The following is a 24,533-nucleotide window of genomic DNA, read 5'->3' as shown; positions in this document are numbered from 1 at the left end:
AGAGAGATACGCATGATAAGAGTGGCCGATTACCTGGTGAAAAGGCTCGTCGAATACGGAGTCAAGGACGTGTTCATGATAACGGGCGGCGGCGCGATGCACCTCAACGACGCAGTCGGGTCCTGCCCGGAGCTCAACTACATCTGCAACCACCACGAGCAGGCCTCGGCGATAGGGGCCGAAGGGTACTCGCGGGTGAGCGGCGAGATCGGCGTGTGCGTCGTCACCTCCGGCCCCGGAGGCACCAACACCCTCACCGGCCTCATCGGTCAGTGGCTCGACTCCGTTCCCGGTCTCTATATTTCCGGTCAGGTGAAGCGCGAGACCACCATCGACAGCTGCCGCGAACTCGGTTTGCGCCAACTGGGCGATCAAGAGATCAACATCGTGGACATGGTGCGCCCGGTGACCAAGTTCGCCGCCAGCATCGCCGACCCCAAGTCGTGCCGCTTCCTCCTGGAGAAGGCGCTGCATCTGGCCACGCACGGCAGGCCGGGGCCGGTCTGGCTCGATGTTCCCCTGGACGTCCAGGGGGCGCTGGTAGACGAGGAAAGCCTGGAGGGGTTCAGCCCGGAGCCCGAGTGTGCCGGGGGCGAGGCGGAGCTTCCCGCGCTGGTCGCCCAGGTGCTCGAACGGCTTGCCGGTGCCAAGCGGCCGGTCATCGTGGCCGGACACGGCATCCGTCTCTCCGGCGGTGCCGAGGAGTTCCTGCGTCTTGCGGAGTTGATCGGCGTGCCTGTTCTCTCCACCTTTTCCGGGATGGACCTTGTGCCAGGCGATCACCCGTTATACGTCGGGCGCATAGGCACGATTGGCAACCGGGCCGGCAACTTTGCGCTGCAGAATGCGGACGTGGTGCTGTCCATCGGGAGCCGCAACAACATCAGGCAGGTAAGCTACGGCTGGCAGACCTTCGCGCGTGCGGCCTACAAGGTGGTGGTCGACATCGACCCCGCGGAGCTCGCAAAGCCGACGGTGCGCCCGGACCTCGCCATTCGCGCCGATGCGAAGGGGTTCTGCCTGGAAATGCTGCGACAGGTTGCCGGCACCCGTTTTCCCGACTTCGGTACGTGGCGCGACTGGTGCGCCGAACGCAGGCGGCGCTACCCCGCGGTGCTCCCAGAGCAGCAGAGCGCGACGGGACTGGTGAACCCCTACCACTTCATCCAGGTCCTGACCGAGCAGTTGCCTGAGGACGCCATCGTTGTAGCCGGTAACGGCACGGCCTGCGTAGTCCTGTTCCAGGCGGCGAAGGTGAAAAAGGGACAGCGCGTGTTCTGGAACTCCGGCTGCGCCTCCATGGGGTATGACCTCCCTGCCGCCATCGGCGCCTGCATCGCCGCCGGGGGGAAACAGGTCATCTGTCTCGCCGGCGACGGCAGCTTGCAGATGAACATCCAGGAACTCCAGACGGTCGCGCACTACCGGCTCCCCATAAAACTGTTCGTGCTCAACAACGACGGCTACATCTCGATCCGCCAGACGCAGAGCGCCTTCTTCAACGGCCGCTTCGCCGGGTGCGACGCAAGAAGCGGCGTTAGCTTTCCGGATCCGGCGAAGATCGCCACCGCTTACGGGCTTTGCTCCGCCGTGATCGACCGCAACGAAGCCGTGGCCGAGTCGCTCTCCCGGGTGCTCGCCATGCCGGGCCCCGTCGTGTGCGATGTTCGCCTGCTGCCCGACTACGCCTTCGAACCGAAACTCTCATCCGAGAAGAAACCCGACGGCCGGATCGTGTCCAAGCCTCTCGAGGACATGTACCCGTTCCTCGATCGGGATGAATTTGCCCAGAACATGCTGATTGATGAGTGGAAATCTGAATAAATCTTTTGTGCTGGCTATCAACAGGGGGGATTAAATGAACAATCTCGAAAAACGGATGGTTGAAGCGCTGGTCGACCTGCGTGAGAATCATCACGTTACGGGTGTGAAAGCCGAATTTGAAGCCGAAGGGACGAGGATGGAGGAGGCGCTGCGCCTCAAGGACGTGATCTCCAAGGCGGGGCTCGACCTAACGGTGAAGGTGGGCGGCTGCGAAGCCCTGCTCGACATGTACAACGCCCGCGCCATCGGTGTTAAGCACCTGGTCGCACCGATGGTAGAGACCCCGTACGCGCTGCACAAGTATCTCGGCGCGGTGAAGCTTGCCTTTCCTCCCGAAGAGCGCGATGAAGTGGACTTCCTCGTCAACATCGAGACCATCGACGCCTGCCGCAACTTCGGGAAGATGCTGGAACTCCCAGAGATCGCGGAACTCGACGGCGTCGTTTTGGGGCGCGTCGACCTGACCGGCTCCATGGGCAAGGACCGCGAATACGTCAACTCCCCGGAGGTGCTGGGTATCGCCCGCGAGATCTTCAGCCAGGCCAAGGCCAAGGGGATGGAGTGCGTGGTGGGAGGCGGCGTCTCCAAGGAAACGGTCCCCTTCATCAAGGAGCTCCCGGCCGGTTTCGTGGACCGTTACGAGACCCGCAAGGTCATTTTCGAGTGCCCCGCAGCGCTCTCCGACGGCTACGACAAAGGGATCCTGAAGGCAGTAGGCTTCGAGCTCATGTGGCTTAAGAACAAGCGCGACTACTACGGCATGATTTACGCCGAGGACAACCAGCGCATCGTCATGCTGGAGAGCAGGTACCGTCGTCTGATCGAAGAAGCTGGCGGAAAGTACGAATAGCGTCTGTGCGGGCGGCACCTGCCCGCCCGCTCCACGGAGCCGACTATGGAATGCAGGCCTCGATTCCCCTCGCTGAAGGGGATCGCTTTTGATCTGGACGGGACGATCTACTTGGGGCAAAGCGCCATAGACGGCGCCGTCGAGACCCTGGCGTTCCTGCGCGAACAGGGGCTCATGGTTTTCTATTTTACCAACGCGTCCGGAAGGACCCGCGAGCAGGTGCGACAAAAGCTGGTAGGACTGGGGCTCGAGGCGGATCTTCGGCAGGTCTATACCTCCGGCTTTGCCTGTGCGCAATACGCCTGCGCTGCGTCACTTGGAGAGGTGTTTTGCATCGGCACCCAGGGGCTGAGGGACGAACTTGGTTCTCGAGGCATCAGCGTCACCGAGGACGGCCGCAGCGCTCAGGCGGTGATCGTTGGGCTCGACCCCGGTTTCAGTTACGACAGGCTTGCCGAAGCCGGGCCGATGATCGGCGGGGATTGCAGGCTGATCGTCTGCAACAGGGACAGGAGCTTTCCCGTGGAGGGAGGGCGGCTGTTGCCGGGTTGCGGTCCCATCGTCGCGGCTGTGGAAAGCTTCTTCGGGAGGGAGGCCGACTACATGGCCGGCAAACCCAACACGTTCATGATGGAGCTTCTTTGTCAGGACTGGGGGCTCAACAAGGACGAGATCGCCGTGGTGGGGGATTCCTTCACAAGTGACATGGAGATGGCGCGACGTTTCGGCTGCGCTTCCATCCTCATTGCCGAAGAGAAACCGGCTGTGACGTTCGACCAGATGCAAGTGGTTCGTGACATTCGAGAACTGAAAGATGTACTTTTTACGAGTTGCTGACATGAGGAGTGCTACCCCATGCGCGAGAGGCAGGAGAGGCTAAAATGAGCTACAAACCAATGGATTTCTCAGGTGTCACCACCTATCCCATCGCTACCCGCAAGAACAAGATGAACGTCAAGCACGACTTCGCCCAGCCGGTGCGTTCCGGCATGACCGTGTCCGATCTCCTTGCCGCCATGCCGAACCAGTTGGGGGCGCAGGCCCTGAACCGGATCATCGATGCCGTGGTGGCGGCCAGGGCGAAGGGGAAGCCGGTCGTGATGGCCATGGGCGGGCACGTGATCAAGTGCGGGCTGCAGCCCGTATTGAAGGCGCTGATCGAGGCCGACGTGATCACCGCCGTTGCGCTTAACGGGGCCGGTTCCATCCACGATTTCGAGATCGCGCTCATCGGCGCCACCAGCGAGGATGTGGGCGTCGTTCTGCACGCAGGCAACTTCGGCATGGCCGAGGAGACCGGGGCGCAGATCAACGCAGCACTCAAGGAAGGGGTTGCCAAGGGGCTCGGGCACGGCGAGTCGCTCGGGCGGATGATCCTGGAGCGCGAGCTCCCCTATCGCGAGCAGAGCCTTCTTGCCACCTGCGCCAAGAAGGGGATTCCCATCACCGTTCATGTCGCGGTCGGTACCGACATCACCCATCAGCACCCCTCCGCCGACGGCGCGGTCATCGGTGCGGCGAGCTACACGGATTTCCAGATCTTCACCTCCGTGGTCTCCCAGCTGGGCGACGGCGGCGTCTACCTGAACATCGGCAGCGCCGTGCTTCTTCCCGAGGTGTTCTTGAAGGCCCTCTCCATCGCGCAGAACCTGGGTCACCACGTCGATCACTTCACCACGGCGAACTTCGACATGCAGCAGCACTACCGTCCGCTTACCAACGTCGTGAAGCGTCCGACTTCCGGCAAGAGCCACGGCTACACCGTAACCGGACACCATGAGATCATGATCCCGCTCTTAGCGGCGGGGATACTGGATAGGATCGCCTAACCCCGTTCAACGTTCGACGTTCAAGAAATCTTGCCTGTTAGCCGAATAGGAGGTGACGTCTTGAGAATAGAGCGCTTTGAAGATGTTGATTCGTGGAAACAAGCTCGTTTGCTTGTGGCCGATATCTACAAATTCCTTGGTGAATGCAAGGATTATGGGTTCAAGGATCAGATACAACGAGCAGCCGTCTCGGTTATGTCCAATATTGCGGAAGGCTTTGACAGAGGCAGCAACCGGGAACTTATTCAGTATCTCATCGTTTCCCGTGGGTCCGCTTCGGAGGTCAAAAGTCTTGCGTATGCCGGCTTGGACATCGGTTACTTCAGCCGTGAAGCCTTTGAGGACGTGATCATGCGCTGTAACCGGATTAGCAACACACTGAATGGATTTATTAGGTTCTTGAAGACGTCCCAACGTAAGGCATAGCCGGCCTGGAAGAAGGTGCCGGCGAACGTTGAACGTTGAACGCTGAACGTTTTTTGGGAGAAGTTATGGATAGACGAGAAATAGAATCACTTTTCGAGCGCGCCGGATCGATACGGGTGTTGGTCATCGGCGATCTGATGCTGGACGAGTACCTCTGGGGCAAGGCGGAGCGCATCTCGCCGGAGGCACCGGTCCAGGTGGTCGAGGTGTCCCATGAGGACCTGCGCCTTGGCGGCGCGGGCAACGTGGTCAACAACCTGATCGCCCTCGGGTGCCAGGTGGCGGTATGCTCGGTGATCGGCAACGACGAGGACGGAGAACTGCTGCGCCGCGCCATGGAGGAAAAAGGCGTGGACCTCGCTGGGCTCTTCCAGGACCCCGAAAGGAAAACGAGCAAGAAGACCCGTGTGCTTGCCGCTCACCAGCAGATCGTGCGCATCGACCGGGAAACGAAGTCGGTGCTGGGCCTTGCAAGCGAGCGGGTGCTCCTTGACTACATGGACGCCCACCTGAAGAGCTTCGACGTCGTCGTCGTCTCGGATTACATGAAGGGGGTGCTCACACCGGCGGTCCTCACCGCCATCTGCAAGAAGGGGCGCGAGCTCGGCGTGCCGGTCGTCGTCGACCCGAAGGGGAACGACTTCGGCAAGTACCGCGGCGCCACCCTCCTCACCCCGAACCGCAAGGAGGCGGAGATCGCCTCGGGGGTCGCCATCACCGACATGACGTCGCTGGAAAAGGCGGCCGGCGCGATCCTCTCCGAGCTCGAACTCGATGCGCTCCTCATCACCCGCAGCGAAGCGGGCATGTCGCTCTTCCCGGTCCACGGAGAGGCGGTGCATATCCCCACCGTGGCACGCGAGGTCTTCGACGTGACCGGCGCTGGGGACACGGTGATCTCGGTCCTCTCGCTGGGGATCGCCTGCGGCCTCACCATAGCCGACGCCGCCTGGGTGGCCAACGTCGCCGCTGGCATCGCGGTGGGCAAGCTCGGCACCTCCACCGTCTCCCCCGAGGAGATCGTGGTCGAGGCGGCGCACGGCCTGAGCGACAGCGACGCGAAGATCAAGAACCTCGACGTCCTCACCCACCTGATCGCCAAGGCGCGCGAGCGCGGCAAGAAGGTGGTCTTCACGAACGGCTGCTTCGACCTTCTGCACGTGGGGCACGTGAAGTACCTGCAGAAGGCGCGCGAGCTCGGGGACCTGCTGGTAGTGGGGCTCAACACGGACGCATCGGTGCGCCGCCTTAAAGGGGAGGGGAGGCCGCTCATCCAGGAATCGGAGCGGGCGCACATCCTCGCGGCCCTTGGCTGCATCGACTACGTGGTGCTCTTCGACGAGGACACCCCTCTTTCCGTGATCGAGGCGCTGCGCCCTGCCGTGCTGGTCAAGGGTGGAGACTACAGCATCGAGAACGTGGTCGGGCGCGAGGTGGTCGAGGCCAACGGCGGTAGGGTCGCCCTCATCGAGTTCGTCGACGGCCGCTCCACGACCAGGATCATCGAAAAGATCCTCGCTTCGGGGTGAAAGTGCGCCGCCGGGGCTTGAGGTGCGCCGCTTCTATGCTATTCATTTTGAGTTCTTAATTTTTCCGGAGGGGTCATGAAAAAAGCTTTTATCACGGGGATCACCGGGCAGGACGGCTCGTATCTGGCGGAACTTCTGCTCTCCAAGGGGTACGAGGTGCACGGCATGATCCGCCGCTCCTCCTCCTTCAACACCGGCAGGATCGATCACATCTACCGCGACCCACACGAGGAGAACACCCGCCTCTTTCTCCATTACGGCGACCTGAACGACGCAAGCTCGATCAACCGCCTGTTGCGTGAGATCCACCCCGACGAGATCTACAACCTGGGCGCCCAGAGCCATGTCCGCGTCTCCTTCGACGTCCCCGAGTACACCGGCGAGGTCGACGCGCTCGGTGCGGTGCGCATCCTTGAGGGGATCCGCGAGGCGGGGCTCAACACCCGCTTCTACCAGGCCTCCTCTTCGGAGCTCTACGGCAAGGTTGTCGAGACGCCGCAGCGCGAGACGACCCCCTTCTACCCACGCTCCCCGTACGCCTGCGCCAAGGCGTACGCCTTCTACATCACCATGAACTACCGGGAGAGCTACGGCATGTTCGCCTGCAACGGCATCCTCTTCAACCACGAGTCGCCGCGCCGCGGCGAGACCTTCGTGACGAGGAAGATCACCCGCGCCGCCGCGCGCATAAAACTCGGGCTGCAGGAGCGCCTCTACCTGGGTAACCTCGAGGCGAAGAGGGACTGGGGCTTTGCCGGCGATTACGTGGAGGCGATGTGGCGCATGCTGCAGGCGGATAAGCCCGCCGATTACGTGGTGGCGACCGGGGAAACCCACAGCGTGCGCGAGTTTGCCGAAATCGTCTTCGGCAGCCTCGACATGCCGCTTTCCTGGGAAGGAGAGGGGGAAAGGGAAGTCGGCATCAGCCGGGCCACCGGCAAGACCGTCATCGAGATCGATCCGCGCTACTTCCGCCCCGCCGAGGTGGACCTTCTCCTGGGTGACGCGGGCAAGGCCAAACGCGAGCTCGGGTGGGAGCCGAAGACCTCTTTCGCCGAGCTGGTGCGGATGATGACGCAGGCCGACCTGGCCTACGCCGAAAGGGAGCAACGGGCGGATGGAAAATAACGCGAAGATCTTCGTCGCCGGCCATCGCGGCCTGGTCGGGTCCGCCCTGGTGCGGGAACTGGAGCGTCGCGGCTTTAAGAACCTCGTGCTGCGCAAAAGCTCGGAAGTCGACCTGCGCGACCAGGCGGCGGCGCGCGCCTTCTTCGAGGCCGAGCGCCCCGATTACGTTCTCCTTGCCGCCGCCAAGGTGGGGGGAATCGTCGCCAACAACAGCTTTCCGGCCGACTTCATCTACGACAACCTGATGATCCAGAACAACGTGATCCACTCGAGCTACTTAGTCGGCGTAAAGAAGCTCCTCATGCTCGGTTCCACCTGCATCTACCCGAAGCTCGCGCCGCAGCCGATCAGGGAGGAGTCCCTGCTCACCGGTCCGCTCGAGCCGACCAACGAGCCGTACGCCATCGCGAAGATCGCCGGCATCAAGATGTGCCAGTCCTACAACCGCCAGTACGGCACCAGGTTCATCAGCGCCATGCCGACCAACCTCTACGGCCCGAACGACAACTTCGATCTGACCACCTCGCACGTGCTCCCGGCCCTCATCCGCAGGTTCCACGAGGCGAAGGCGGCGGGCGCCGCAGATGTCACCATCTGGGGGACCGGCACCCCCTACCGCGAATTCGTGCACGTGGACGACGTGGCCCGCGCCTCGCTCTTTCTCATGGAGCGCTACGAGGGGTGGGATCCGGTGAACATCGGGAGCGGCGAGGAGCTTACCATAGGCGAACTGGCGAAGAAGGTCGCCGCCGTCGTCGGCTTCACCGGAAAGACCCTCTTCGACAGCTCCAAGCCCGACGGCACCCCCAGAAAACTCTGCGACGTGAGCCGGATTCACGAACTCGGCTGGCGCCACGAGATCGAGCTCGAAGAGGGGCTCGCGAGTACCTACCGGTGGTACCTGGAAAACCGCGCCTGAACCGTTAACTTTCCCGACATCCTGCCGCACTGACCGTCCCGGTTTGACCGGGGCGGTCACCCCTCACCTGGAACGCCGCCCACGCATCCTCCACGCCGTGAACTGCTGTTTTTTTGCCTTTTTCAATCTTTGTGCCAAAACTTTCACGGCGCAGCAAAATGCGCTTTACAGTGAATTTTTTAGATGCTATACTTTGCCTCGAAATCATGCATAACTTCAATAATTTCAAGCGATTCCTCGGCGTCCTGGCAGTAGTTGCCTCCTTGTTGGTGATAGCCACCATAGTTTTCCGAATGCAGCAGGAAGCTGCACCCAGGCTCGCGGTGCGCAAGCTTCCCGTGCAGGTGGATGTCTCCCTGCAGAAGTTCCATTACACGGAAACCAAACAGGGGGCTAAAAGGTGGGAACTCACCGCGGACCGGGCCGAGTATAACAAGAAAACCGACATCTCCTACCTGACCGGAGTGCGGATGCTGGTGCACGGCGCGGGCGGCGTGGGCGATCTGGAGATCACCGCACAGCACGCCGAGTACCATAACGGCACCAGGGATGTCTCCCTCATAGGAGACGTACGGGGTAAGAGCGACAAGGGGTACGGCTTCTTTGCCCCCCGCGTAAATTACATCGCGGCGCGCACCCTGTTGACGACCGCGGAGCGGGTCAGGCTCACCGATATCGGGAGCCAGTTGGAAGGAACGGGAATGGAGTATCAGACGCAGACGAGGAAGTTCAGGCTGATGAAAGAGGTCACCGCAGTGTACCGGCAGGAGGGGAAATGATGCGACGTATCCTCTTCGGTTCGGTTCTCGCTCTCTCGCTTTTCGCGGCGGCGGCCTTCGGCGCCCAGGCGACGGGAAGCAGCAAAGAGCCTTTAAAAGTAAAGTCCGACACGCTTACCACCGATAACGAGAAAAAGACCGCCACCTTCGAGGGGAAAGTGGTCGCCCGCCAGGGGGACATGACGCTCTACGCGGACCGTCTCGTCGTCTCCTACAGCGGCCCCGGCAACGAGGTGAGCCAGGTCGAGGCCTTCGGCAACGTTCGCATCGTGCAGCTTGAGCGGCAGGCGACCGGCGCCCACGGCGTGTACGACCCGAAAACAGCACGTATCACCCTGGACGGCAACCCGAGGGTGGTGTCCGGTGAAGACGTCGTCACCGGAAAGGTCATCGTATATTACGTGAACGAGCAGAAAAGCGTTGTCACCAGCGGTCCGAAGGAGCGGGTGGAAGCGGTCATCCATCCGGGGGGTAAAGATGCCGGGCAGAAGCGGTAGCACCCTCTACACGAAAGGGCTCGCCAAGGGTTTCAATAAGCGGATGGTGGTGAAGGGGGTCGACCTCGAGCTCCATTCCGGAGAGGTGGTGGGTCTTTTGGGCCCCAACGGCGCCGGTAAAACCACCACCTTCTACATGGTGGTCGGGCTCACCAGGCCGGACGAGGGGGAGGTCTTCCTCGACGGCGACCCGATCACCGGGCTTCCCATGTACCAGCGGGCGCGGCGCGGCATCAGCTACCTGCCGCAGGAGCCCTCCGTGTTCCGGCGCCTGACGGTGAGGGACAACCTCCTGGCCGTTTTGGAGACCATGGATCTCACCCCGGTACGACGCCGCGAGCGCGTTGAGGAGCTTCTCGCCGAGTTCCGCATCGGTCACATCGCGGGGAGCCGCGGCTACGCCCTCTCCGGTGGGGAGAGGCGCCGCGTCGAGATCGCCCGGGCGCTTGCCACCGATCCCGCCTTCATCCTCTTGGATGAGCCGTTCGCGGGGATCGATCCGATCGCGGTGATCGACATCCAGAGCATCATCACCGCGTTGAAGGAGAAGGGGCTCGGGGTTCTCATTTCCGACCACAACGTCCGCGAGACGCTCGGTGTATGCGACAAGGCCTACATCATGAACGCCGGCGAGGTGCTCGAAGTAGGCGATCCGGTGCAGATTTCCCAAAGCAAGAAGGCACGCGAGATCTATCTCGGGGACAAGTTCAGGCTGTAAGGAAGAAGCACGTTCTATGTTCTAGGTTCTACGTTCTACGTTAAAAATGCGAGGCAGGTCGCCAAAGTTCCTTCCTTGCGCTATAATGAGAACAAAGAGAGCCGGGACTCCATGAACATGGGAGCTTTTCCTTTCTTACACGGCACGGAATTCGGAAACAATCGCAGGAAACGGCGGTTTTTTAAACGTAGAACATAACGTAGAACGTTTTCAGGTTTCGGCAGTGAGGATTTATGGCAATTGAGATGCGCCAGCAGATGAAGATGAGTCAGCAACTGGTGATGACCCCCCAGTTGCAGCAGGCCATCAAGCTGCTCCAGCTCTCCCGGCTGGAACTCCAGGACGTGGTGCGGCAGGAGCTGGAAGAGAACCCGATCCTCGACGAGGTTATCGAACAGGAGGAGGTGCGCGAGCCAGAGCAGCTCGAAATGCGCGAGAAGGAGGCCGAACCGGAGGCTGCCGCGAGCGACTTCCAGGAGGTGCGCGCCGGCGAGGAAACCCGCGAGGCCGACTGGGACTCCTACATCGACGGCTACAACTACAGCTCCGGCGAGCAGTACTACGACGACGAGGACCGTCCCTCTTTCGAGAACCTCCTCACCAAGAAATCGACCCTTTTCGACCACCTCATCTGGCAGTTAAGCCTCACCCGTCTCACCGACCGTGAGATGGCGATAGGGGCCGAGATCATCGGGAACATCGACGAGGACGGCTACCTGCGTGCCGGGCTCGACGACGTGGCGCAGGCCTGCGTGCAGGCCACCCCCTTCCGCGAGGAGGCGCTCGAGTGGGGCGGTGTCGCCGGCAACGCACCGGAAGAGCAGGTGAACGACGCGCTGGACGGCTACGCCGGGAGCGTCCTCGTACCGCTCGTCGATGCCGTGCTCAAAAGGGTCCAGGAGTTCGACCCGGTCGGCGTCGGTGCCCGCGACCTGCGCGAGTGCCTGCTTTTGCAGGTGGCGAGCCTCGGTATGGGGGGAAGCCTCGTCGAGGCGCTCTTGCGCGACCACCTGAAGGACCTGGAGAGCCACAAGTACAAGCAGGCCGCCAAGGTGCTCGGGGTGGACGTGAACGACATCCTCGCCGCCACCCGCATCATCGCCGAGCTCGACCCGAAGCCGGGGCGCGTCTTCGGCAGCGACGACGTACAGTACATCTCGGCCGACATTTTCGTGCACAAGGTGGGCGACGAGTACGTGGTGATGCTGAACGACGAGGGGATGCCGAACCTGAGGATCAACCCGCTCTACGCCCCGGACGCCAAGTCGAGCCGACCGGTGGACAAGGTGGCCGAGGACTACATCGGCGAGAAGATGCGCTCCGCCATCTGGCTCATCAAGAGCATCCAGCAGCGCCAGCGCACCATCTTCAAGGTGGCGAAGAGCATCGTGAAGTTCCAGCGCGACTTCCTGGACCGCGGCATCGAGCATCTGCGCCCGCTGGTTTTGCGCGACATCGCCGAGGACATCGGCATGCACGAGTCCACCATCAGCCGCGTCACCACCAACAAGTACATGCAGACCCCTCAGGGGCTCTTCGAACTCAAGTACTTCTTCAACTCGGGGATCTCCACCGGCGAGGGGGATTTCATCGCCTCGGAGAGCGTGAAGAGCAAGATCAAGGAGCTCGTCGACAACGAGGACCCCAAGCGCCCCTATTCGGACCAGCGCCTGGCCGAGCTTCTCTCCGACCACAACATCGTCATCGCGCGGCGCACCGTCACCAAGTACCGCGAGATGCTCCGCATCGGCTCCTCCTCGGAGCGCAAGAAGCATTTCTAACGCGGACACCGCCGTCGGCGGCGGCGGGCGAGTCGCGTGTATTGACAATAAAGGGAGGTACTTCGTATGCAGATAACCACGACATTCAGGCACATGGAACCGAGCGAAGCCCTGAAAAGCTACGCTGAGGAGAAGCTGGAGAGGGTTAAGAAATATATCGATGACCCGATCGTCGTCCAGGTCTTTTTGACCGTGGAAAAGATCCGCCACCTGGCCGAGGTGACCATTACCGCCAAAGGGATCACCATCAAGGCCGCTGAAGAGACCAACGACATGTACGCCTCCATCGACGCCGTATCCGACAAGATCGAGCGTCAGCTGCGCCGCTTCAAGGAGCGCATCAAGGCACATAAGCCGGCCGCCGACGCCCGCGAGCGCCAGGTGCAGAAGGCGATCGTTCAGGCCCAGGGGATCGAGGAAGGGACCCAGGCTCCGGTCATCATCAAGACCAAGAGTTTCACCATGAAGCCCATGTCCGTCGAGGAGGCGGTGATGCAGATGGAACTTCTGCACAAGGACTTCCTGGTTTACACCGAGTCTTCCACCGAAACCATCAACGTCGTTTACCGCAGAAAGGACGGCAACTACGGCCTCATCTCTCCGGAGAACCCGTAGTAACTTCCTGACATCCAGATAGCTCCCCGGGGTTCGCCCCGGGGACATGGAAGCGAGGGGAGGCGTCCCCGTGGCGCCTCCCGTTGTGATAACGGCCCCTCTGGGGCTTTTCGCTTGCACGGGGGAAGGGTCGCAGCATTGACAAGCATGAGCCTCAGCATTAAGGACCTCCTGGAAGACAAGGCGTACGGCCTCGACCTGCAGCTTTTGTGCGGCGACGCGGGGCTCACGAACCGGCTTTACAGCTCGCGCATCCAGAAACCCGGCTTGGCCCTCACCGGCTACACGGAGCACCTGCATCCGGACCGGGTCCAGGTGCTGGGCAACACCGAGATCTCGTACCTGAGCCAGATCCCCGAGGAGGTCGGCTCGCGCCATATCGAGAAGCTCTGCACCTACCCCATCGCCTGCTTCATCGTCACCAAGGGGCTTGATCCCCCGGAATTCCTGAAGCGCTCGGCCCAAGGGGCGGGGATCCCGCTTCTGGTCACCCATCACCAGTCCTCCACCTTCATAAGCCTCATCACGAAATTCCTGGAGGAGAGCCTGCTCCCCTCGACCCACATCCACGGCGTGCTCGTGGACGTTTTGGGCGTGGGGGTGCTTTTGCTGGGGAAAAGCGGTATCGGCAAGAGCGAGTGCGCCCTGGACCTCGTGATCCGCGGCCACCGGCTGGTCGCCGACGACGTGATCCACATCAAGAAGAAGATGCCGGCGGCACTGGTCGGACAGGCGGGCGAGACCATCCAGTACCACATGGAGATCCGCGGCCTCGGCATCATCAACATCAAGGACCTCTACGGGGTCTCCTCGATCCGCGAGAAGAAGATCATCGACATGGTGCTGGAGCTGGTGGAGTGGGACGCAAACCAGGAGTACGAGCGGCTCGGCATCGACGAGCCGATGAAGACCATCTTGGGCGTCGACCTGCCGCACGTGAAGATACCGGTCCGGCCGGGGCGCAACCTGACCTCGATCATCGAGGTCGCCGCCAGAAACTTCCTCCTGAAGGGGATGGGATACCACTCGGCCAGGGAGTTCCACGAGAAGCTCCTGGCACGCCTGGAGTTCCGCCCCTTGGGCAACGAGGTGGAGTAGATGCGCATCGTCATCATAACCGGCCTCTCCGGGTCGGGGAAATCGACGGCAGTGAAGGCGCTCGAGGACGAAGGGTTCTTCTGTCTGGACAACCTCCCGGTTTCGCTCGTTGCCACCTTCATAGAGCTCGTCGAGCATTCCCGTGAGGACATCAAGGACGTCGCCCTGGTGATGGACATCAGGAGCCGCGACTTCATCAAGGGATACGACCAGGTCTTCCAGGCCATCGCCACGGCGGGGCACAGCGTCAAGATCCTCTACTTCGACGCCACCGACCAGGTGCTCATCCGCCGCTTCTCCGAGACCCGGCGCCGCCACCCGGCGCTGGAGGGGGCGAGCGTGCCCGAGGGGATACGCTTTGAGCGCGACCAGCTTGCGGGGCTTAGGCGCATCGCTACGGCCATCATCGACACCTCGGAGATGAACGTGCACCGCCTGCGCGAGGTGGTGATCGGCCTCGTGAAGGGGAACGAAGGGGCGCTCGAGATGCAGGTCAACCTGCAGTCCTTCGGTTTTCGCTACGGGTTGCCGCTGGAGAGCGACCTGGTCATGGACGTCCGTTTCCTCCCGAACCCCTATTTCGTGGCGGCGCTGCGCCCCTACTCGGGCCTCGAACCTGCGGTGCGCGACTACGTCCTGGGACAGAAAGAGACCGAGGTTTTCCTGGAGCGCTTCCGGGACATGCTGGAGTTTCTGCTGCCGGGGTACCGGCGCGAGGGAAAATCGTACCTTTCAGTTTCCATAGGCTGCACCGGCGGCAGGCACCGCTCGGTCGCCATAGCAGAAGAGTTGTACCACTACTTCCGGCAACGGAACGTGAACATCAAGGTATCCCACCGGGATATAGAGAAGGGACAGGGATGATAGGACTGCTTTTGGTAGCACACGCCGGCGTGGCAGGGGAGCTCCTCGCCGCGGCGGAGATGATAGTAGGAAAGCTGGAACTCGCCGAGGCGGTGGGGATCGCACCCGACGCGTCGGCCACCGACGTCATGGCCTCGATAAAGGAGGCGGTGGGGCGTGTTTCCGCCGACGGGGCGATCATCATGACCGACATGTTCGGCGGCACCCCTTCCAACATGAGCATCTCCTTCCTGCAGGAAGGGAAGGTCGAGGTACTGACCGGGGTGAACCTCCCCATGCTGATCCGCTTCACCCAGGAGCGCGGGCGTTGTGGCGTCGCCGAACTCGCGCTGAAGCTGAAAGAGAGCGCCCAGGAAGGGATCACCGTAGCCGGCGATTTCCTGAAGAAGTAATAATAAGTAGGGTTTACCCCCCGTAGCCTTGGCGTAGACCTTGTGGACGTAACAATAAGGAGGGTTTACCCGCCGTAGCCTTGGCGTAGGCCTTGGAAACGTAATAACAAGGAGGGTTTACCCACCGTAGCCTTGGCGTAGGCCTTGGAAACGTAATAACAAGGAGGGTTTACCCACCGTAGCCTTGGCGTAGGTGGGTGAGGGCAGATATGATAGAAGGCGAATACGTCATACCCAACAAGCTGGGGCTGCATGCGAGAGCCTCGGCGCTTTTGGTGAAAACCGCCAGCGGTTTCTCCTCCGAAATCAGGATCGAGCGGGAGGGGATCGAGGTGAACGGCAAGAGCATCATGGGGATCATGATGCTCGCGGCGGCAAAGGGGAGCACCGTCACGCTCAAGTGCGAAGGAGCGGACGAGGTGGAGGCCTATGCCGCACTGGGGGAACTGATCCGCAATGGATTCGGAGAGGAATGAGTCGAGACAACTGAAGGGAATCGGCGCCTCCGCCGGCATCGCCATCGGCGAGGTGCGCATCACCGACCGCCGCCGCGTGGCGGTGACCGAGGTGATGGTGGCCCGGGAAGAGATCCCCTGCGAGGTGGAGCGCTTCACGAGCGCCCTCGAGCGGGCGAAGGGGGAGCTCTACGCCCTCAAGGACCAGCTCGCCAGTACCCACGGCCCCGAGCACCTCTGCGTCATCGACGCGCACCTCATGCTCCTCGACGATACCATGCTGGTCGGGGAGACCACCCAGTACATCGAGCGGCTCGGCATCAACGCTGAAGGGGCGCTGAAACGCACACTCGGACGCTTCAAGACCTTCTTCGAGGGGGTCGAGGACGACTACCTGCGCGAGCGCGGCAACGACGTGGAAACGGTCGTCGAGCGGGTGCTCAGGAACATGGTGGGGGAAAAGCAGGAGCCGCTCACGAAGATCGACGGCAAGGTGATCGTGGTGGCCCACGACCTCTCCCCGGCCGACATCCTGCAGATCGACAAGGAGAAGGTGATGGGGTTCATCACCGACCTAGGCGGCAAGACCTCGCACTCCTCCATCCTCGCGCGCGCCTTCGAGATCCCGGGGGTGGTCGGGCTTGAGCGGATCACGGGGGAGGTGCAGGACGGCGACACCCTGATCATCGACGGAGCTACCGGCGTGGTCATCATCAACCCGAGCCAGGATGAGTTCAAGGAATACCTGCAGAAAAAGCAGCGCTACGAGTATGTGGAGCGCGAGCTTCTGAAGCTGCGCGACCTACCGGCGCAGACCCTCGACGGGCACCGCATGCGCCTTAAGGGTAACGTGGAGTTCATCGAGGAGACCGCATCCCTGGAGAAACACGGCAGCGACGGGATCGGCCTGTACCGTACCGAGATGCTCTTTTTCAACCGCAGTACGCTCCCGACCGAGGAGGAGCAGTTCGAGGCCTACGCGGCACTGGTGAAAAAGATGGCGCCGCTGCCGGTCACCATCCGCACCCTGGACATAGGCGGCGACAAGTGCCTCACCGATCTCGACCTCTCCGACGAGATGAACCCCGCCCTGGGGCTGCGCGCGATTAGGCTTTCCCTGCGCCAGCCCGAGTCGTTCAAGGCCCAGTTGAGGGCGATCCTGAGGGCGAGCGCCTTCGGCGAGGTGAAACTCTTCTTCCCGATGGTGTCAGGGGTGGCCGAGGTGCGCGCCGCCAAGGCGCTCTTGGAAGAGGTGAAGGAGGAACTGCGCGGCAGGCACCCCTTCGACGAAAAGGTGCAGGTGGGGATCATGATCGAGATCCCGTCGGCGGTGGTGATCGCCGATCTCCTGGCGGCCGAGGTCGACTTCTTCAGCGTCGGCACCAACGACCTCATCCAGTACACGCTCGCCATCGACCGCACCAACGAGCACCTCTCCTCGCTGTTCCAGCCGCTGCACCCCGCGGTGCTCAGGTCGCTAAAGACCATCGTCGACGCGGCCCATGCCGCCGGGATCGACGCCTGCATCTGCGGCGAGATGGCGGGGGACCCGGAGTACCTCCCCATCCTGCTCGGGCTTGGCTACGACGAACTCTCGATGAACGCGGTTTCCATCCCGAGGGTGAAGAAGATCCTGCGCCGCTGCACCCTCGAGGAAGCGCGCGCCGTGGCGCAGAAGGCACTGAACTTCGCCACCGCGGCCGAGGCTGACGCCTACCTGAAGGGGGAGATCGCGGCGCGCTTCTCGGAGAGCTTCGACTAGAGACGGCTCAGGACTCCCTGGCGAACGCCTGCAGGGTGAGTTCCACCGCCAGGGCAAGCGTTCTTCCCGCCTTGCGCGTATTCCCTGAAAGCCTGATCAACTGCGGCACCAACAAGGGGCGCTTCGCGATGGCAAGGGCCACGCGCCAAGGGCTCAGGTTCAGCTCCGCGTCGCAGAAATCCTCGATGGCAAACCCCAACTCCTCGTCGGCCGCATCGCTCACGCTCCTAAGCGCGAAAAGCGGTATCCCCGCCTGCTGAGCTTCTTGAAGGACGGCTGCCGTTTCCATCTCGAGAAGCGGCAAGGGGGTGGCCGCACCTATGCGGCTTGCCATTTCCCGCTTGTTCTTGATGGCGCTCGCGGTGACGAAGCCGCCGCGCCGCAACTGCACTCCTACCTTGCAGCAATGCTCCGAGGCGAGGGTGGCAAGGGCCGGGTCGGGCGGGGGGAGTTCGCTGAGGGCATCGCCGTCCAGGTGGAAAACCCGTTCGGCCAGCACCAGTTCCGCGACCTCAAGCCCCGGGAGTACGGCGCCGCCGAACCCGAAGTTCACCAGCGCCTCGGGAGCCGCGTGAGCGATGAGTGCACGCGTTGCCGCCGCAGCGTGCTCAGGTCCCATGCCGGACTCGATCATAAAGACCGGTCTGCCGTCCACCGGGAAGCGGTACAGGTTCCGGCCGGCGAGTGTGTCTTGGCGGAAACCCTTTATGCGCGCAAGGACCGGCGCGATCTCCTGGGGCATGGCGGCCACCACCCCCAGACTTCTTTTTTCCGTAGTCATAGCGGTTCGTTCCTCTCGACCGGCCACTTTAACAGAGGGGAGGCACCGCCGCAACGCTTTCCGAACCCGGCCAGGGTTCGCCTTGACAAACCGCCCCTGCCGTCTTATAGTCAGGGTTCTTTTTTGTTTGACTTCATTAATCTGGAGGGTACATGAAGCCGCTGTTTTTGAACCCGCCCACCTTCGAGGATTTCGACGGAGGCGCCGGAGCGCGCTACCAAGCCTCCCGGGAGGTAACCTCTTTCTGGTTTCCCGGCTGGCTAACCTACCCCGCGGGTATGATCCCGGGGGCGCGCGTCGTTGACGCACCGGTGCAGCGGCTCGATCTCGACGCCTGCCTGAAGATCGCCAAGGATTTCGACATGGTGGTGATGTACACCTCCACCCCGACCCTCGCCATCGACGTGGAAACGGCGCGCCGGGTCAAGGCACAGCGTCCCGAGACGGTGACCGTGCTCACCGGCCCGCACGTGAGCGTACTCCCCGAGGAGAGCCTGCGCTTCGCCGACGGCGCGGTCGACATCGTCTGCCGCGGCGAGTTCGACTACTCCACCGCGGAGCTGTGCGCGGGGAAACCCTGGGAAGAGGTCGACGGCATCAGCTTCATGAAGGACGGCAAGGTGTGCCACACCAAGGACCGCCCCCCGATTCAGGACCTCGACGCGCTCCCCTTTGCGAGCCAGGTGTACAAGCGGGACCTCCCCATCGAGGAGTACGTCATCCCGCACTTCCGCCATCCCTACGTCTCCATCTACGCGAGCCGCGGCTGCCCGTCGCGCTGCATCTACTGCCTCTGGCCGCAGACCTTCTCCGGGAGAACCCTCAGAAAGAGAAGCCCCGAGAACGTCTACGAGGAGGTGAAGTGGATCAAGGAGAACCTCCCCCAGGTGAAGGACATCTCCTTTGACGACGACACCTTCACCGCGGACAAGCAGCACGCCATCGCCATAGCCCGGGCCATTAAGCCGCTGAACGTCTCCTGGGTGATCAACGCGCGCGCTAACACCGACTATGAGACCCTGAAGGAGCTCTCCGAAGCAGGCATGCACCACGTCGTGGTCGGGTACGAGTCGGGCAACGAACAGATCCTCAAGAACATCAAGAAGGGGGTCACCAAGGCGCAGGCGATCGAGTTCACCAAGAACTGCAAGAAGCTCGGCATCACGGTGCACGGCGCCTTCGTGCTCGGGCTTCCGGGCGAGACGCGCGAAACCATCAAGGAGACCATCGCCTACGCCATCGACCTCGATCTCACCTCGATCCAGGTCTCCCTGGCCTCCCCGTACCCCGGCACCGAGTTCTACCAGATGGCCAAGGAAAACGGCTGGATCGCCTCCGACAGCTTCCTGGACGCCACCGGGCACCAGAAGTGCGTCATCAACTATCCGGACCTGACCAACCAGGAGATCTTCGACGCCGTGGAACTGTTCTACAACAAGTTCTACTTCCGCCCCCGCTACATCGCGCGCAGCATCTACAGCATGCTGGTCGACGCGAAGGTCCGCAGAAAGCTCCTGAAGGAAGGCGCCCAGTACTTGAGCTACATGAAAAAGCGCAAGAAGGCCGCCTGCTGAGCGTAGTGGGGTAGTTGACGTAGAACCTAGAACATAGAACGTAGAACTCTTTATGAAAGAAGTGATCCTGAACGCCGACGACTTCGGGCTGAGCACCGGCGCGAACCGCGGCATCATCAAGGCATGGCAGGAAGGGATGCTGACCAGCACCTCCCTCATGGTGGGAGGGGACGCCTTCGAGGAGGCGGCGGCCTTCGCGCGCGCGAACCCCGCCCTGCAGGTTGGGCTGCACCTCACCCTGGTGCAGGGGAGCGCGGTCCTCAAGCAGCAGGGGCTTCCCGCCCTGACCGACGCCGTGGGCGAGTTCACCGAGGACCCGGTGCTTGCCGGGATGCGCTACTTCTTCCTCAAAGGGCTCAGGAAGAAACTCCGCCAGGAGATCGACGCACAGCTCGCGAAGTGCCGGGACGCAGGAGTCGAGCTCACCCACGTGGACGGCCACCTGAACATCCACATGCACCCGGTGGTGTTTGACATCCTCTGCGAGCTGATCCCCACCTACGGCATCAAGAGCTTCCGGCTCACCAGGGAAAACCTTCCTGCGAACCTCGCGCTGGACAAAAGGCGTGTCGTCGGCAAGTGCGCGGATGCCTTCATCTTCGCCCGGCTCGCCGACCGCTGTCGTCCGCGCCTGGACCGGCTCGGCATCCGCTATGCTGCCGAGGTGAAGGGGCTTTTGAACTCGGGGCAGATGACCGAGGAGTACCTGCTCTCGGCACTCGACGGGGTAGGGGAGGGGCTCACCGAGATCTACTTCCATCCCGGCTGCCATCCATGTTCCACCCTTAAACGGCGCATGCCCGACTACCAGCACGAGGCGGAGCTGGCGGCGCTCACCAGCCCGCGCGTGAGAGAGAAAATGGCCCGGCTCGGCCTTCGGCTGAGAAATTACCGGGGAGAGGAAAAGACGTATGTTTAAGACGGTAGTGGTCATGCTGGCCGCGGTTACCGCCGGTACCATCGGCGACCTGCTCCTTGCCAGCGGCATGAAGGAACTGGGCGACATCTCGACCATGAACCTGAAGGGTATCCTCCGGGTCGCCGTGCAGGCACTCACCACGCCGAAACTCGTCTTCGGCACGGCGATGCTCGCCATCTTCTTCTTCCTCTGGCTCGCCGTCCTCTCCTGGGAAGACCTCTCCGTCGCCCTTCCCATGCAGGCGCTCAACTACATCCTGGTCGCCTTTCTTTCCCAGTACCTCCTGCACGAGGTGGTGAGCCCCATGCGCTGGGCCGGCACGGTGCTGGTCGCCATCGGTGTCATCATGATCACCAAGAGCAGCGGCGCGTAGAGCTTCCCGCCTGGCCCGGGGAGAGCCCGGTTCGGCAGTCTGTCAGCTTCGTGTGAACGCTCTAACATTAGGTAATCCCTAAGCTTTTTCCCTTGAATAAATGAGCAGCGAGGGGCTAATCTGTTGATATGAAACTTTCAGCATTATTGTCCCTTTCCGCCGTTCTCGTCCTTTCCCTGTCCGCTATACCTGCCAGTGCCATGAGTCCCAACGAGAAGTTGATCTATGACGTCAGCTGGACCGGCGTCAAGGCGGGTACTACGGTGCAGGAGGCGACCACCAAGGGGGGCGAGATCCACATCGTCACCACCACACGGTCCATGCCCTGGCTGGATACCTTTTTCAAGGTGGACGACCGCGCCGAATCCGTCGTGCAGCGCGGCAGCGGCGACCGGTTCGGTGTCCCCACCTATTTCCGCAACAAGATCAGCGAAGGGACCCACCGAAAGCTCAAAGAGGCGCGCTTCGACCAGCAGAAACTGAAGGTCGAATCACGGGACCTCCTGCATAAGACCCAGCGCGTCGACGACATAGGGCCCAACACCTTCGACCCGCTCTCCATCGTCTATTACGTGCGCAGCCTGCAACTCAGCCCGGGCAAGTCGCTGCATGTCGATATCTACGATTGCAAGAAACTCTGGAACACCGAGGTGAAGGTCCTGAACCGCGAGGAGATCGACACGCCGGTCGGGCGTTTCAAGACCATAGTGGTGCAGCCGCTTATGAAGGCGGACGGTTTCTTCAACCGTTCCGGCGAGATCAAGGTCTGGCTCACCGACGACGCGCTCAAGATCCCGGTGATGGTCACCACCAAGGTGAAGATCGGCAAGATCAAGGCGGTGCTGGTCGGGGGGAGTTACTGGCCGCAGAGTGCGCAGCGGTAGGAAGCAGCTTTCACAGTGAAAAAAAGAGGCAAGGGCCACGCGGCCCTTGCCTCTTTCAATTTAATTGCCCGCCCGGAAAGCGAAGCGTCCCTAGAACTCCGCGTGCCTCGGCGTCCTCGGGAACGGGATGACGTCCCTTATGTTTTCCATCCCGGTCAGGTACATGATCAGCCGCTCGAAGCCGAGCCCGAAACCGGCGTGCGGCGTGGAGCCCCAGCGCCGGGTATCGAGGTACCACGAAAGCGACTCCGGCTCGATCCCCGTCTCAAGCATGCGCTGCTCCAGAAGTTCCAACCTCTCCTCGCGTTGACTCCCGCCGATGATCTCCCCAACCTTCGGGACCAGGAGGTCCATAGCCGCGACCGTCTTGCCATCGTCGTTCTGCCTCATGTAGAACGCCTTGATCTCCTTCGGGTAGTTCATGATGAAGACCGGTCCCCCAACCACCTGTTCGGTCAGGTACCGCTCGTGCTCCGACTGTAGGTCGAGGCCCCACTCTACCGGGAACTGGAACGATACCGGCGCCTTTTTCAGCCGCTCGATCGCCTCCCCGTAATCCATGCGGGCAAACGAGGCCTCCGCGACCCCTTCGATGCGCTCGATGAGCCCCTTGTCGATCTGCGCGTTGAAGAACCTCATGTCCTCCTCGCAGTTGTCGAGGGCGAAGCGGCAGAGCCTCTTCAGGAAGGCCTCGGCGAGATCGGCATCGTCGGATAGGTCGGCAAAGGCCATCTCCGGCTCGATCATCCAGAACTCGGCGGCGTGGCGTGCCGTGTTGGAGTTCTCGGCCCTGAAGGTCGGGCCGAAGGTGTAGATGTCGGAGAAGGCCTGGGCGAAAAGCTCACCCTCAAGCTGCCCACTCACGGTGAGACCGGTGGCCCTGCCAAAGAAGTCGCCGGAGAAGTCCACCACGCCGTTTTCCAGCGGGGGATGCGCCAGGTCCAGAGTGGTGACCCGGAAGAGCTCTCCCGCCCCCTCGCAGTCGTTAGAGGTGATGATCGGGGTGTGTACGTAGAGAAAGCCTCGTTCGGCGAAGAAACGGTGCACCTCCTGCGCCAGGGCGGAACGGACGCGGAAGACGGCTCCGAAGGTGTTGCTGCGCAGCCGCAGATGGGCGATGGTGCGCAGGTACTCGAAGGTATGCCGCTTCTTCTGCATTGGATAATCCTGGTCGGCGCCTCCCACTACCTCGATGGCGCTCGCTTTGAGTTCAAGCGCCTGCCCGGCGGCGGGCGACTCCTGCAGCACCCCGGTGACCGCCAGGGCGCTGCCGGTTCCGATCCCGGTGATCTCATGGTAGTCGGCAAGGTCCGGCTCGACGACGACCTGGATCCCGGACAGGCAGGAACCGTCGTTCAAGGAGATGAAGGTGACCTCCTTGCTGTTTCTTATCGTGCGCACCCACCCCTTCACGAGGATGGTGCTGCCGGGGCGTCCTTGGGAGAGGGCTTCTTTCACCTTGGTTCGAAGAGTCATATAGGTAGCTCCGTTGGTGGATTTGGACGCATCATTTATAACACAGAGGGGAAAGCGCGGCAAAAGCATAGTTGACAGCCGGGGCGCCCTTCGTATAAGTTGACGCCCCATGATCAGGATAATTTGTTTATTACAACTTTTGCTCCTGCTCGCCCTGCCCATCTCCAGCGAGGGGGCCGCTTTTGGCGGGGTCGGCATCGACGGCGTCCCAAGGGCCGACGGCACCATAGCGGTGCGGCAGCTGGTGGCGGGAGGCCCCGCGCATCTGGCCGGCATCAAGGCGGGCGACATCATCATCCAGGTGGACGGCACGCCCACCGCGGGAAGCGACTTCAAGTTCATCGTGGACCGGCGCCTGAGGGGGCACGCCGGGACACCGGTCCTGATCCTGGTGCGCCGTCCCGGCAACCCTAAAACGCTAAGTTTCAAGATGATCCGGCGTCAGCTCACCGTCGGCGGCAACAAAACACAACCCAAGGGGAATTGACATGCGTATTCTGCTGACCGCCATCCTGGCTGCATCCCTGCTGCTCCCGCTTAACGGTTTCGGCGCCGAGCAACTTCCTCAGAGTCCGCTGGGGGGGCGTGCACAGGAAACGAAGTATCCGAAGATCGTTCTCTTCTCCACCTCCTGGTGCCCGCACTGCAGGGCGGCCAAGGAGTATTTCACCAGGAACAACATCCCGTTCATAAACCGTGACGTCGAGGTGGACCCCGACGCGATGGCGCTCGTGACCGGCAAGTACAAGAGCCAGGGCGTTCCGGTCATCGTCATAGGTGATGACGCCAAGATCCTTAAAGGGTTTGAGGTGACGCGTTTCGAGAAGGCGGTCGAGCAGGTGCGCAAGAAGAAATAGCGTCGGTTGCACGGAAACGAAGAGGGGGGAGCATGAAGGATGCTCCCCCCTTTTTTTGTTTGCCCGGGCCGCGGTTGATTAATCTAACGCGATGGGAAAATCATGCACCGCGATGGATGATTAATCTAACCCGATGGAGAAGTCGTGAAACGCGATGGATGATTAATCTAACGCGATGGAGAAGTCGTGCAGCGCGATGGATG

27 protein-coding genes are annotated in these 24,533 nt (G+C 61.9%); 24 read left to right on the top strand and 3 right to left on the bottom strand.

Annotation, left to right across the window (positions count from 1 at the left end):
* Positions 1–12 precede the first annotated feature (12 nt).
* From E4633_RS19790 to fcl, 8 genes are all read left to right on the top strand, one after another.
* Complete coding sequence (locus E4633_RS19790; protein ID WP_135872991.1) at positions 13–1,824, top strand: thiamine pyrophosphate-binding protein; 1,812 nt, start codon at positions 13–15, stop codon at positions 1,822–1,824.
* A 34-nt stretch (positions 1,825–1,858) separates the two neighbouring features.
* Positions 1,859–2,674, top strand: coding sequence for an aldolase/citrate lyase family protein (locus tag E4633_RS19785; protein WP_135872989.1), 816 nt, complete (start codon positions 1,859–1,861; stop codon positions 2,672–2,674).
* A gap of 45 nt (positions 2,675–2,719) precedes the next feature.
* On the top strand, positions 2,720–3,511 hold the full coding sequence (locus E4633_RS19780; protein ID WP_135872987.1) for an HAD-IIA family hydrolase: 792 nt from the start codon (positions 2,720–2,722) through the stop codon (positions 3,509–3,511).
* A gap of 44 nt (positions 3,512–3,555) precedes the next feature.
* The gene (locus tag E4633_RS19775; protein WP_135872985.1) at positions 3,556–4,503 is read left to right on the top strand and encodes a hypothetical protein; all 948 of its coding nucleotides are present in this window, start codon (positions 3,556–3,558) and stop codon (positions 4,501–4,503) included.
* Positions 4,504–4,563: 60 nt separating this feature from the next.
* The gene (locus tag E4633_RS19770; RefSeq protein ID WP_135872984.1) at positions 4,564–4,929 is read left to right on the top strand and encodes a four helix bundle protein; all 366 of its coding nucleotides are present in this window, start codon (positions 4,564–4,566) and stop codon (positions 4,927–4,929) included.
* A gap of 65 nt (positions 4,930–4,994) precedes the next feature.
* On the top strand, positions 4,995–6,458 hold the full coding sequence (gene hldE / locus E4633_RS19765) for a bifunctional D-glycero-beta-D-manno-heptose-7-phosphate kinase/D-glycero-beta-D-manno-heptose 1-phosphate adenylyltransferase HldE (RefSeq protein WP_135872982.1): 1,464 nt from the start codon (positions 4,995–4,997) through the stop codon (positions 6,456–6,458).
* 75 nt (positions 6,459–6,533) lie between these two features.
* Positions 6,534–7,586 (top strand): GDP-mannose 4,6-dehydratase, encoded by a 1,053-nt coding sequence (gmd, locus tag E4633_RS19760; protein WP_135872980.1) that lies wholly within the window; start codon positions 6,534–6,536, stop codon positions 7,584–7,586.
* The gene (gene fcl / locus E4633_RS19755; protein ID WP_135872978.1) at positions 7,576–8,505 is read left to right on the top strand and encodes a GDP-L-fucose synthase; all 930 of its coding nucleotides are present in this window, start codon (positions 7,576–7,578) and stop codon (positions 8,503–8,505) included. Before gmd ends, fcl begins: the two co-directional genes overlap by 11 nt.
* 4 nt (positions 8,506–8,509) lie before the next feature.
* On the opposite strand, the gene E4633_RS20465 is transcribed toward fcl, so the two are convergent.
* Positions 8,510–8,734, bottom strand: coding sequence for a hypothetical protein (locus E4633_RS20465; protein ID WP_162605045.1), 225 nt, complete (start codon positions 8,732–8,734; stop codon positions 8,510–8,512).
* Between E4633_RS20465 and lptC the strand changes: the two genes are divergently transcribed.
* The 10 genes from lptC to ptsP all read left to right on the top strand — a co-directional run bounded on the left by lptC (position 8,664) and on the right by ptsP (position 17,466).
* Positions 8,664–9,284, top strand: coding sequence for an LPS export ABC transporter periplasmic protein LptC (gene lptC / locus E4633_RS19750; RefSeq protein ID WP_135872976.1), 621 nt, complete (start codon positions 8,664–8,666; stop codon positions 9,282–9,284). The two genes, E4633_RS20465 and lptC, sit on opposite strands and share 71 nt — an antisense overlap.
* Positions 9,281–9,781 carry a lipopolysaccharide transport periplasmic protein LptA gene (lptA, locus tag E4633_RS19745; protein WP_246038263.1) on the top strand — a complete coding sequence of 167 codons (501 nt, stop codon included), beginning with the start codon at positions 9,281–9,283 and terminating at the stop codon, positions 9,779–9,781. The genes lptC and lptA overlap by 4 nt, the downstream gene beginning before the upstream one ends.
* Positions 9,762–10,499 (top strand): LPS export ABC transporter ATP-binding protein, encoded by a 738-nt coding sequence (gene lptB / locus E4633_RS19740; protein ID WP_135872974.1) that lies wholly within the window; start codon positions 9,762–9,764, stop codon positions 10,497–10,499. Before lptA ends, lptB begins: the two co-directional genes overlap by 20 nt.
* Before the next feature lie 233 nt (positions 10,500–10,732).
* Positions 10,733–12,280 carry an RNA polymerase factor sigma-54 gene (rpoN, locus tag E4633_RS19735; protein WP_135872972.1) on the top strand — a complete coding sequence of 516 codons (1,548 nt, stop codon included), beginning with the start codon at positions 10,733–10,735 and terminating at the stop codon, positions 12,278–12,280.
* Positions 12,281–12,346: 66 nt separating this feature from the next.
* Entirely contained in the window at positions 12,347–12,895 is a 549-nt protein-coding gene (hpf, locus tag E4633_RS19730; protein ID WP_129128396.1) for a ribosome hibernation-promoting factor, HPF/YfiA family, read from the top strand.
* 147 nt (positions 12,896–13,042) lie between these two features.
* On the top strand, positions 13,043–13,993 hold the full coding sequence (gene hprK, locus E4633_RS19725) for an HPr(Ser) kinase/phosphatase (RefSeq protein WP_162604741.1): 951 nt from the start codon (positions 13,043–13,045) through the stop codon (positions 13,991–13,993).
* Positions 13,994–14,857, top strand: a complete 864-nt coding sequence (gene rapZ / locus E4633_RS19720) for an RNase adapter RapZ (protein WP_135872968.1) — start codon at positions 13,994–13,996, stop codon at positions 14,855–14,857. It abuts the gene before it with no gap.
* The gene (locus E4633_RS19715) at positions 14,854–15,249 is read left to right on the top strand and encodes a PTS sugar transporter subunit IIA (RefSeq protein ID WP_135872966.1); all 396 of its coding nucleotides are present in this window, start codon (positions 14,854–14,856) and stop codon (positions 15,247–15,249) included. Before rapZ ends, E4633_RS19715 begins: the two co-directional genes overlap by 4 nt.
* A gap of 209 nt (positions 15,250–15,458) precedes the next feature.
* Positions 15,459–15,725 (top strand): HPr family phosphocarrier protein, encoded by a 267-nt coding sequence (locus tag E4633_RS19710; RefSeq protein WP_129128392.1) that lies wholly within the window; start codon positions 15,459–15,461, stop codon positions 15,723–15,725.
* Positions 15,706–17,466: a phosphoenolpyruvate--protein phosphotransferase gene (ptsP, locus tag E4633_RS19705; protein WP_135872965.1), complete on the top strand. Its 1,761-nt coding sequence runs from the start codon at positions 15,706–15,708 to the stop codon at positions 17,464–17,466. Before E4633_RS19710 ends, ptsP begins: the two co-directional genes overlap by 20 nt.
* A 7-nt stretch (positions 17,467–17,473) precedes the next feature.
* On the opposite strand, the gene E4633_RS19700 is transcribed toward ptsP, so the two are convergent.
* Positions 17,474–18,247, bottom strand: coding sequence for a phosphorylase family protein (locus E4633_RS19700; protein WP_135872963.1), 774 nt, complete (start codon positions 18,245–18,247; stop codon positions 17,474–17,476).
* 152 nt (positions 18,248–18,399) lie between these two features.
* Between E4633_RS19700 and hpnJ the strand changes: the two genes are divergently transcribed.
* The 4 genes from hpnJ (at position 18,400) to E4633_RS19680 (ending at position 21,997) form a co-directional block, all read left to right on the top strand.
* Entirely contained in the window at positions 18,400–19,821 is a 1,422-nt protein-coding gene (gene hpnJ, locus E4633_RS19695) for a hopanoid biosynthesis associated radical SAM protein HpnJ (RefSeq protein WP_135872961.1), read from the top strand.
* Positions 19,822–19,873: 52 nt separating this feature from the next.
* On the top strand, positions 19,874–20,740 hold the full coding sequence (gene hpnK / locus E4633_RS19690; protein WP_135872959.1) for a hopanoid biosynthesis-associated protein HpnK: 867 nt from the start codon (positions 19,874–19,876) through the stop codon (positions 20,738–20,740).
* Complete coding sequence (locus E4633_RS19685) at positions 20,733–21,113, top strand: EamA family transporter (RefSeq protein ID WP_135872957.1); 381 nt, start codon at positions 20,733–20,735, stop codon at positions 21,111–21,113. Before hpnK ends, E4633_RS19685 begins: the two co-directional genes overlap by 8 nt.
* Positions 21,114–21,241: 128 nt before the next feature.
* The gene (locus E4633_RS19680) at positions 21,242–21,997 is read left to right on the top strand and encodes a DUF3108 domain-containing protein (RefSeq protein ID WP_135872954.1); all 756 of its coding nucleotides are present in this window, start codon (positions 21,242–21,244) and stop codon (positions 21,995–21,997) included.
* A 90-nt stretch (positions 21,998–22,087) separates the two neighbouring features.
* On the opposite strand, the gene asnS is transcribed toward E4633_RS19680, so the two are convergent.
* Entirely contained in the window at positions 22,088–23,473 is a 1,386-nt protein-coding gene (gene asnS, locus E4633_RS19675; protein WP_135872952.1) for an asparagine--tRNA ligase, read from the bottom strand.
* A gap of 109 nt (positions 23,474–23,582) precedes the next feature.
* Between asnS and E4633_RS19670 the strand changes: the two genes are divergently transcribed.
* A complete protein-coding gene (locus tag E4633_RS19670) occupies positions 23,583–23,960 on the top strand; it encodes a S41 family peptidase (protein WP_135872950.1) in 378 nt (125 codons plus the stop codon).
* Position 23,961: 1 nt separating this feature from the next.
* Positions 23,962–24,330, top strand: a complete 369-nt coding sequence (locus tag E4633_RS19665; RefSeq protein WP_135872948.1) for a glutaredoxin domain-containing protein — start codon at positions 23,962–23,964, stop codon at positions 24,328–24,330.
* The last annotated feature ends 203 nt before the right edge of the window (positions 24,331–24,533 follow it).

The organism is Geomonas terrae (genome assembly GCF_004791675.1).
Classification (GTDB): domain Bacteria; phylum Desulfobacterota; class Desulfuromonadia; order Geobacterales; family Geobacteraceae; genus Geomonas; species Geomonas edaphica.
The sequence above is the reverse complement of the archived record's forward strand: the minus strand, read 5'-3'. Positions and strand labels throughout refer to the sequence as shown.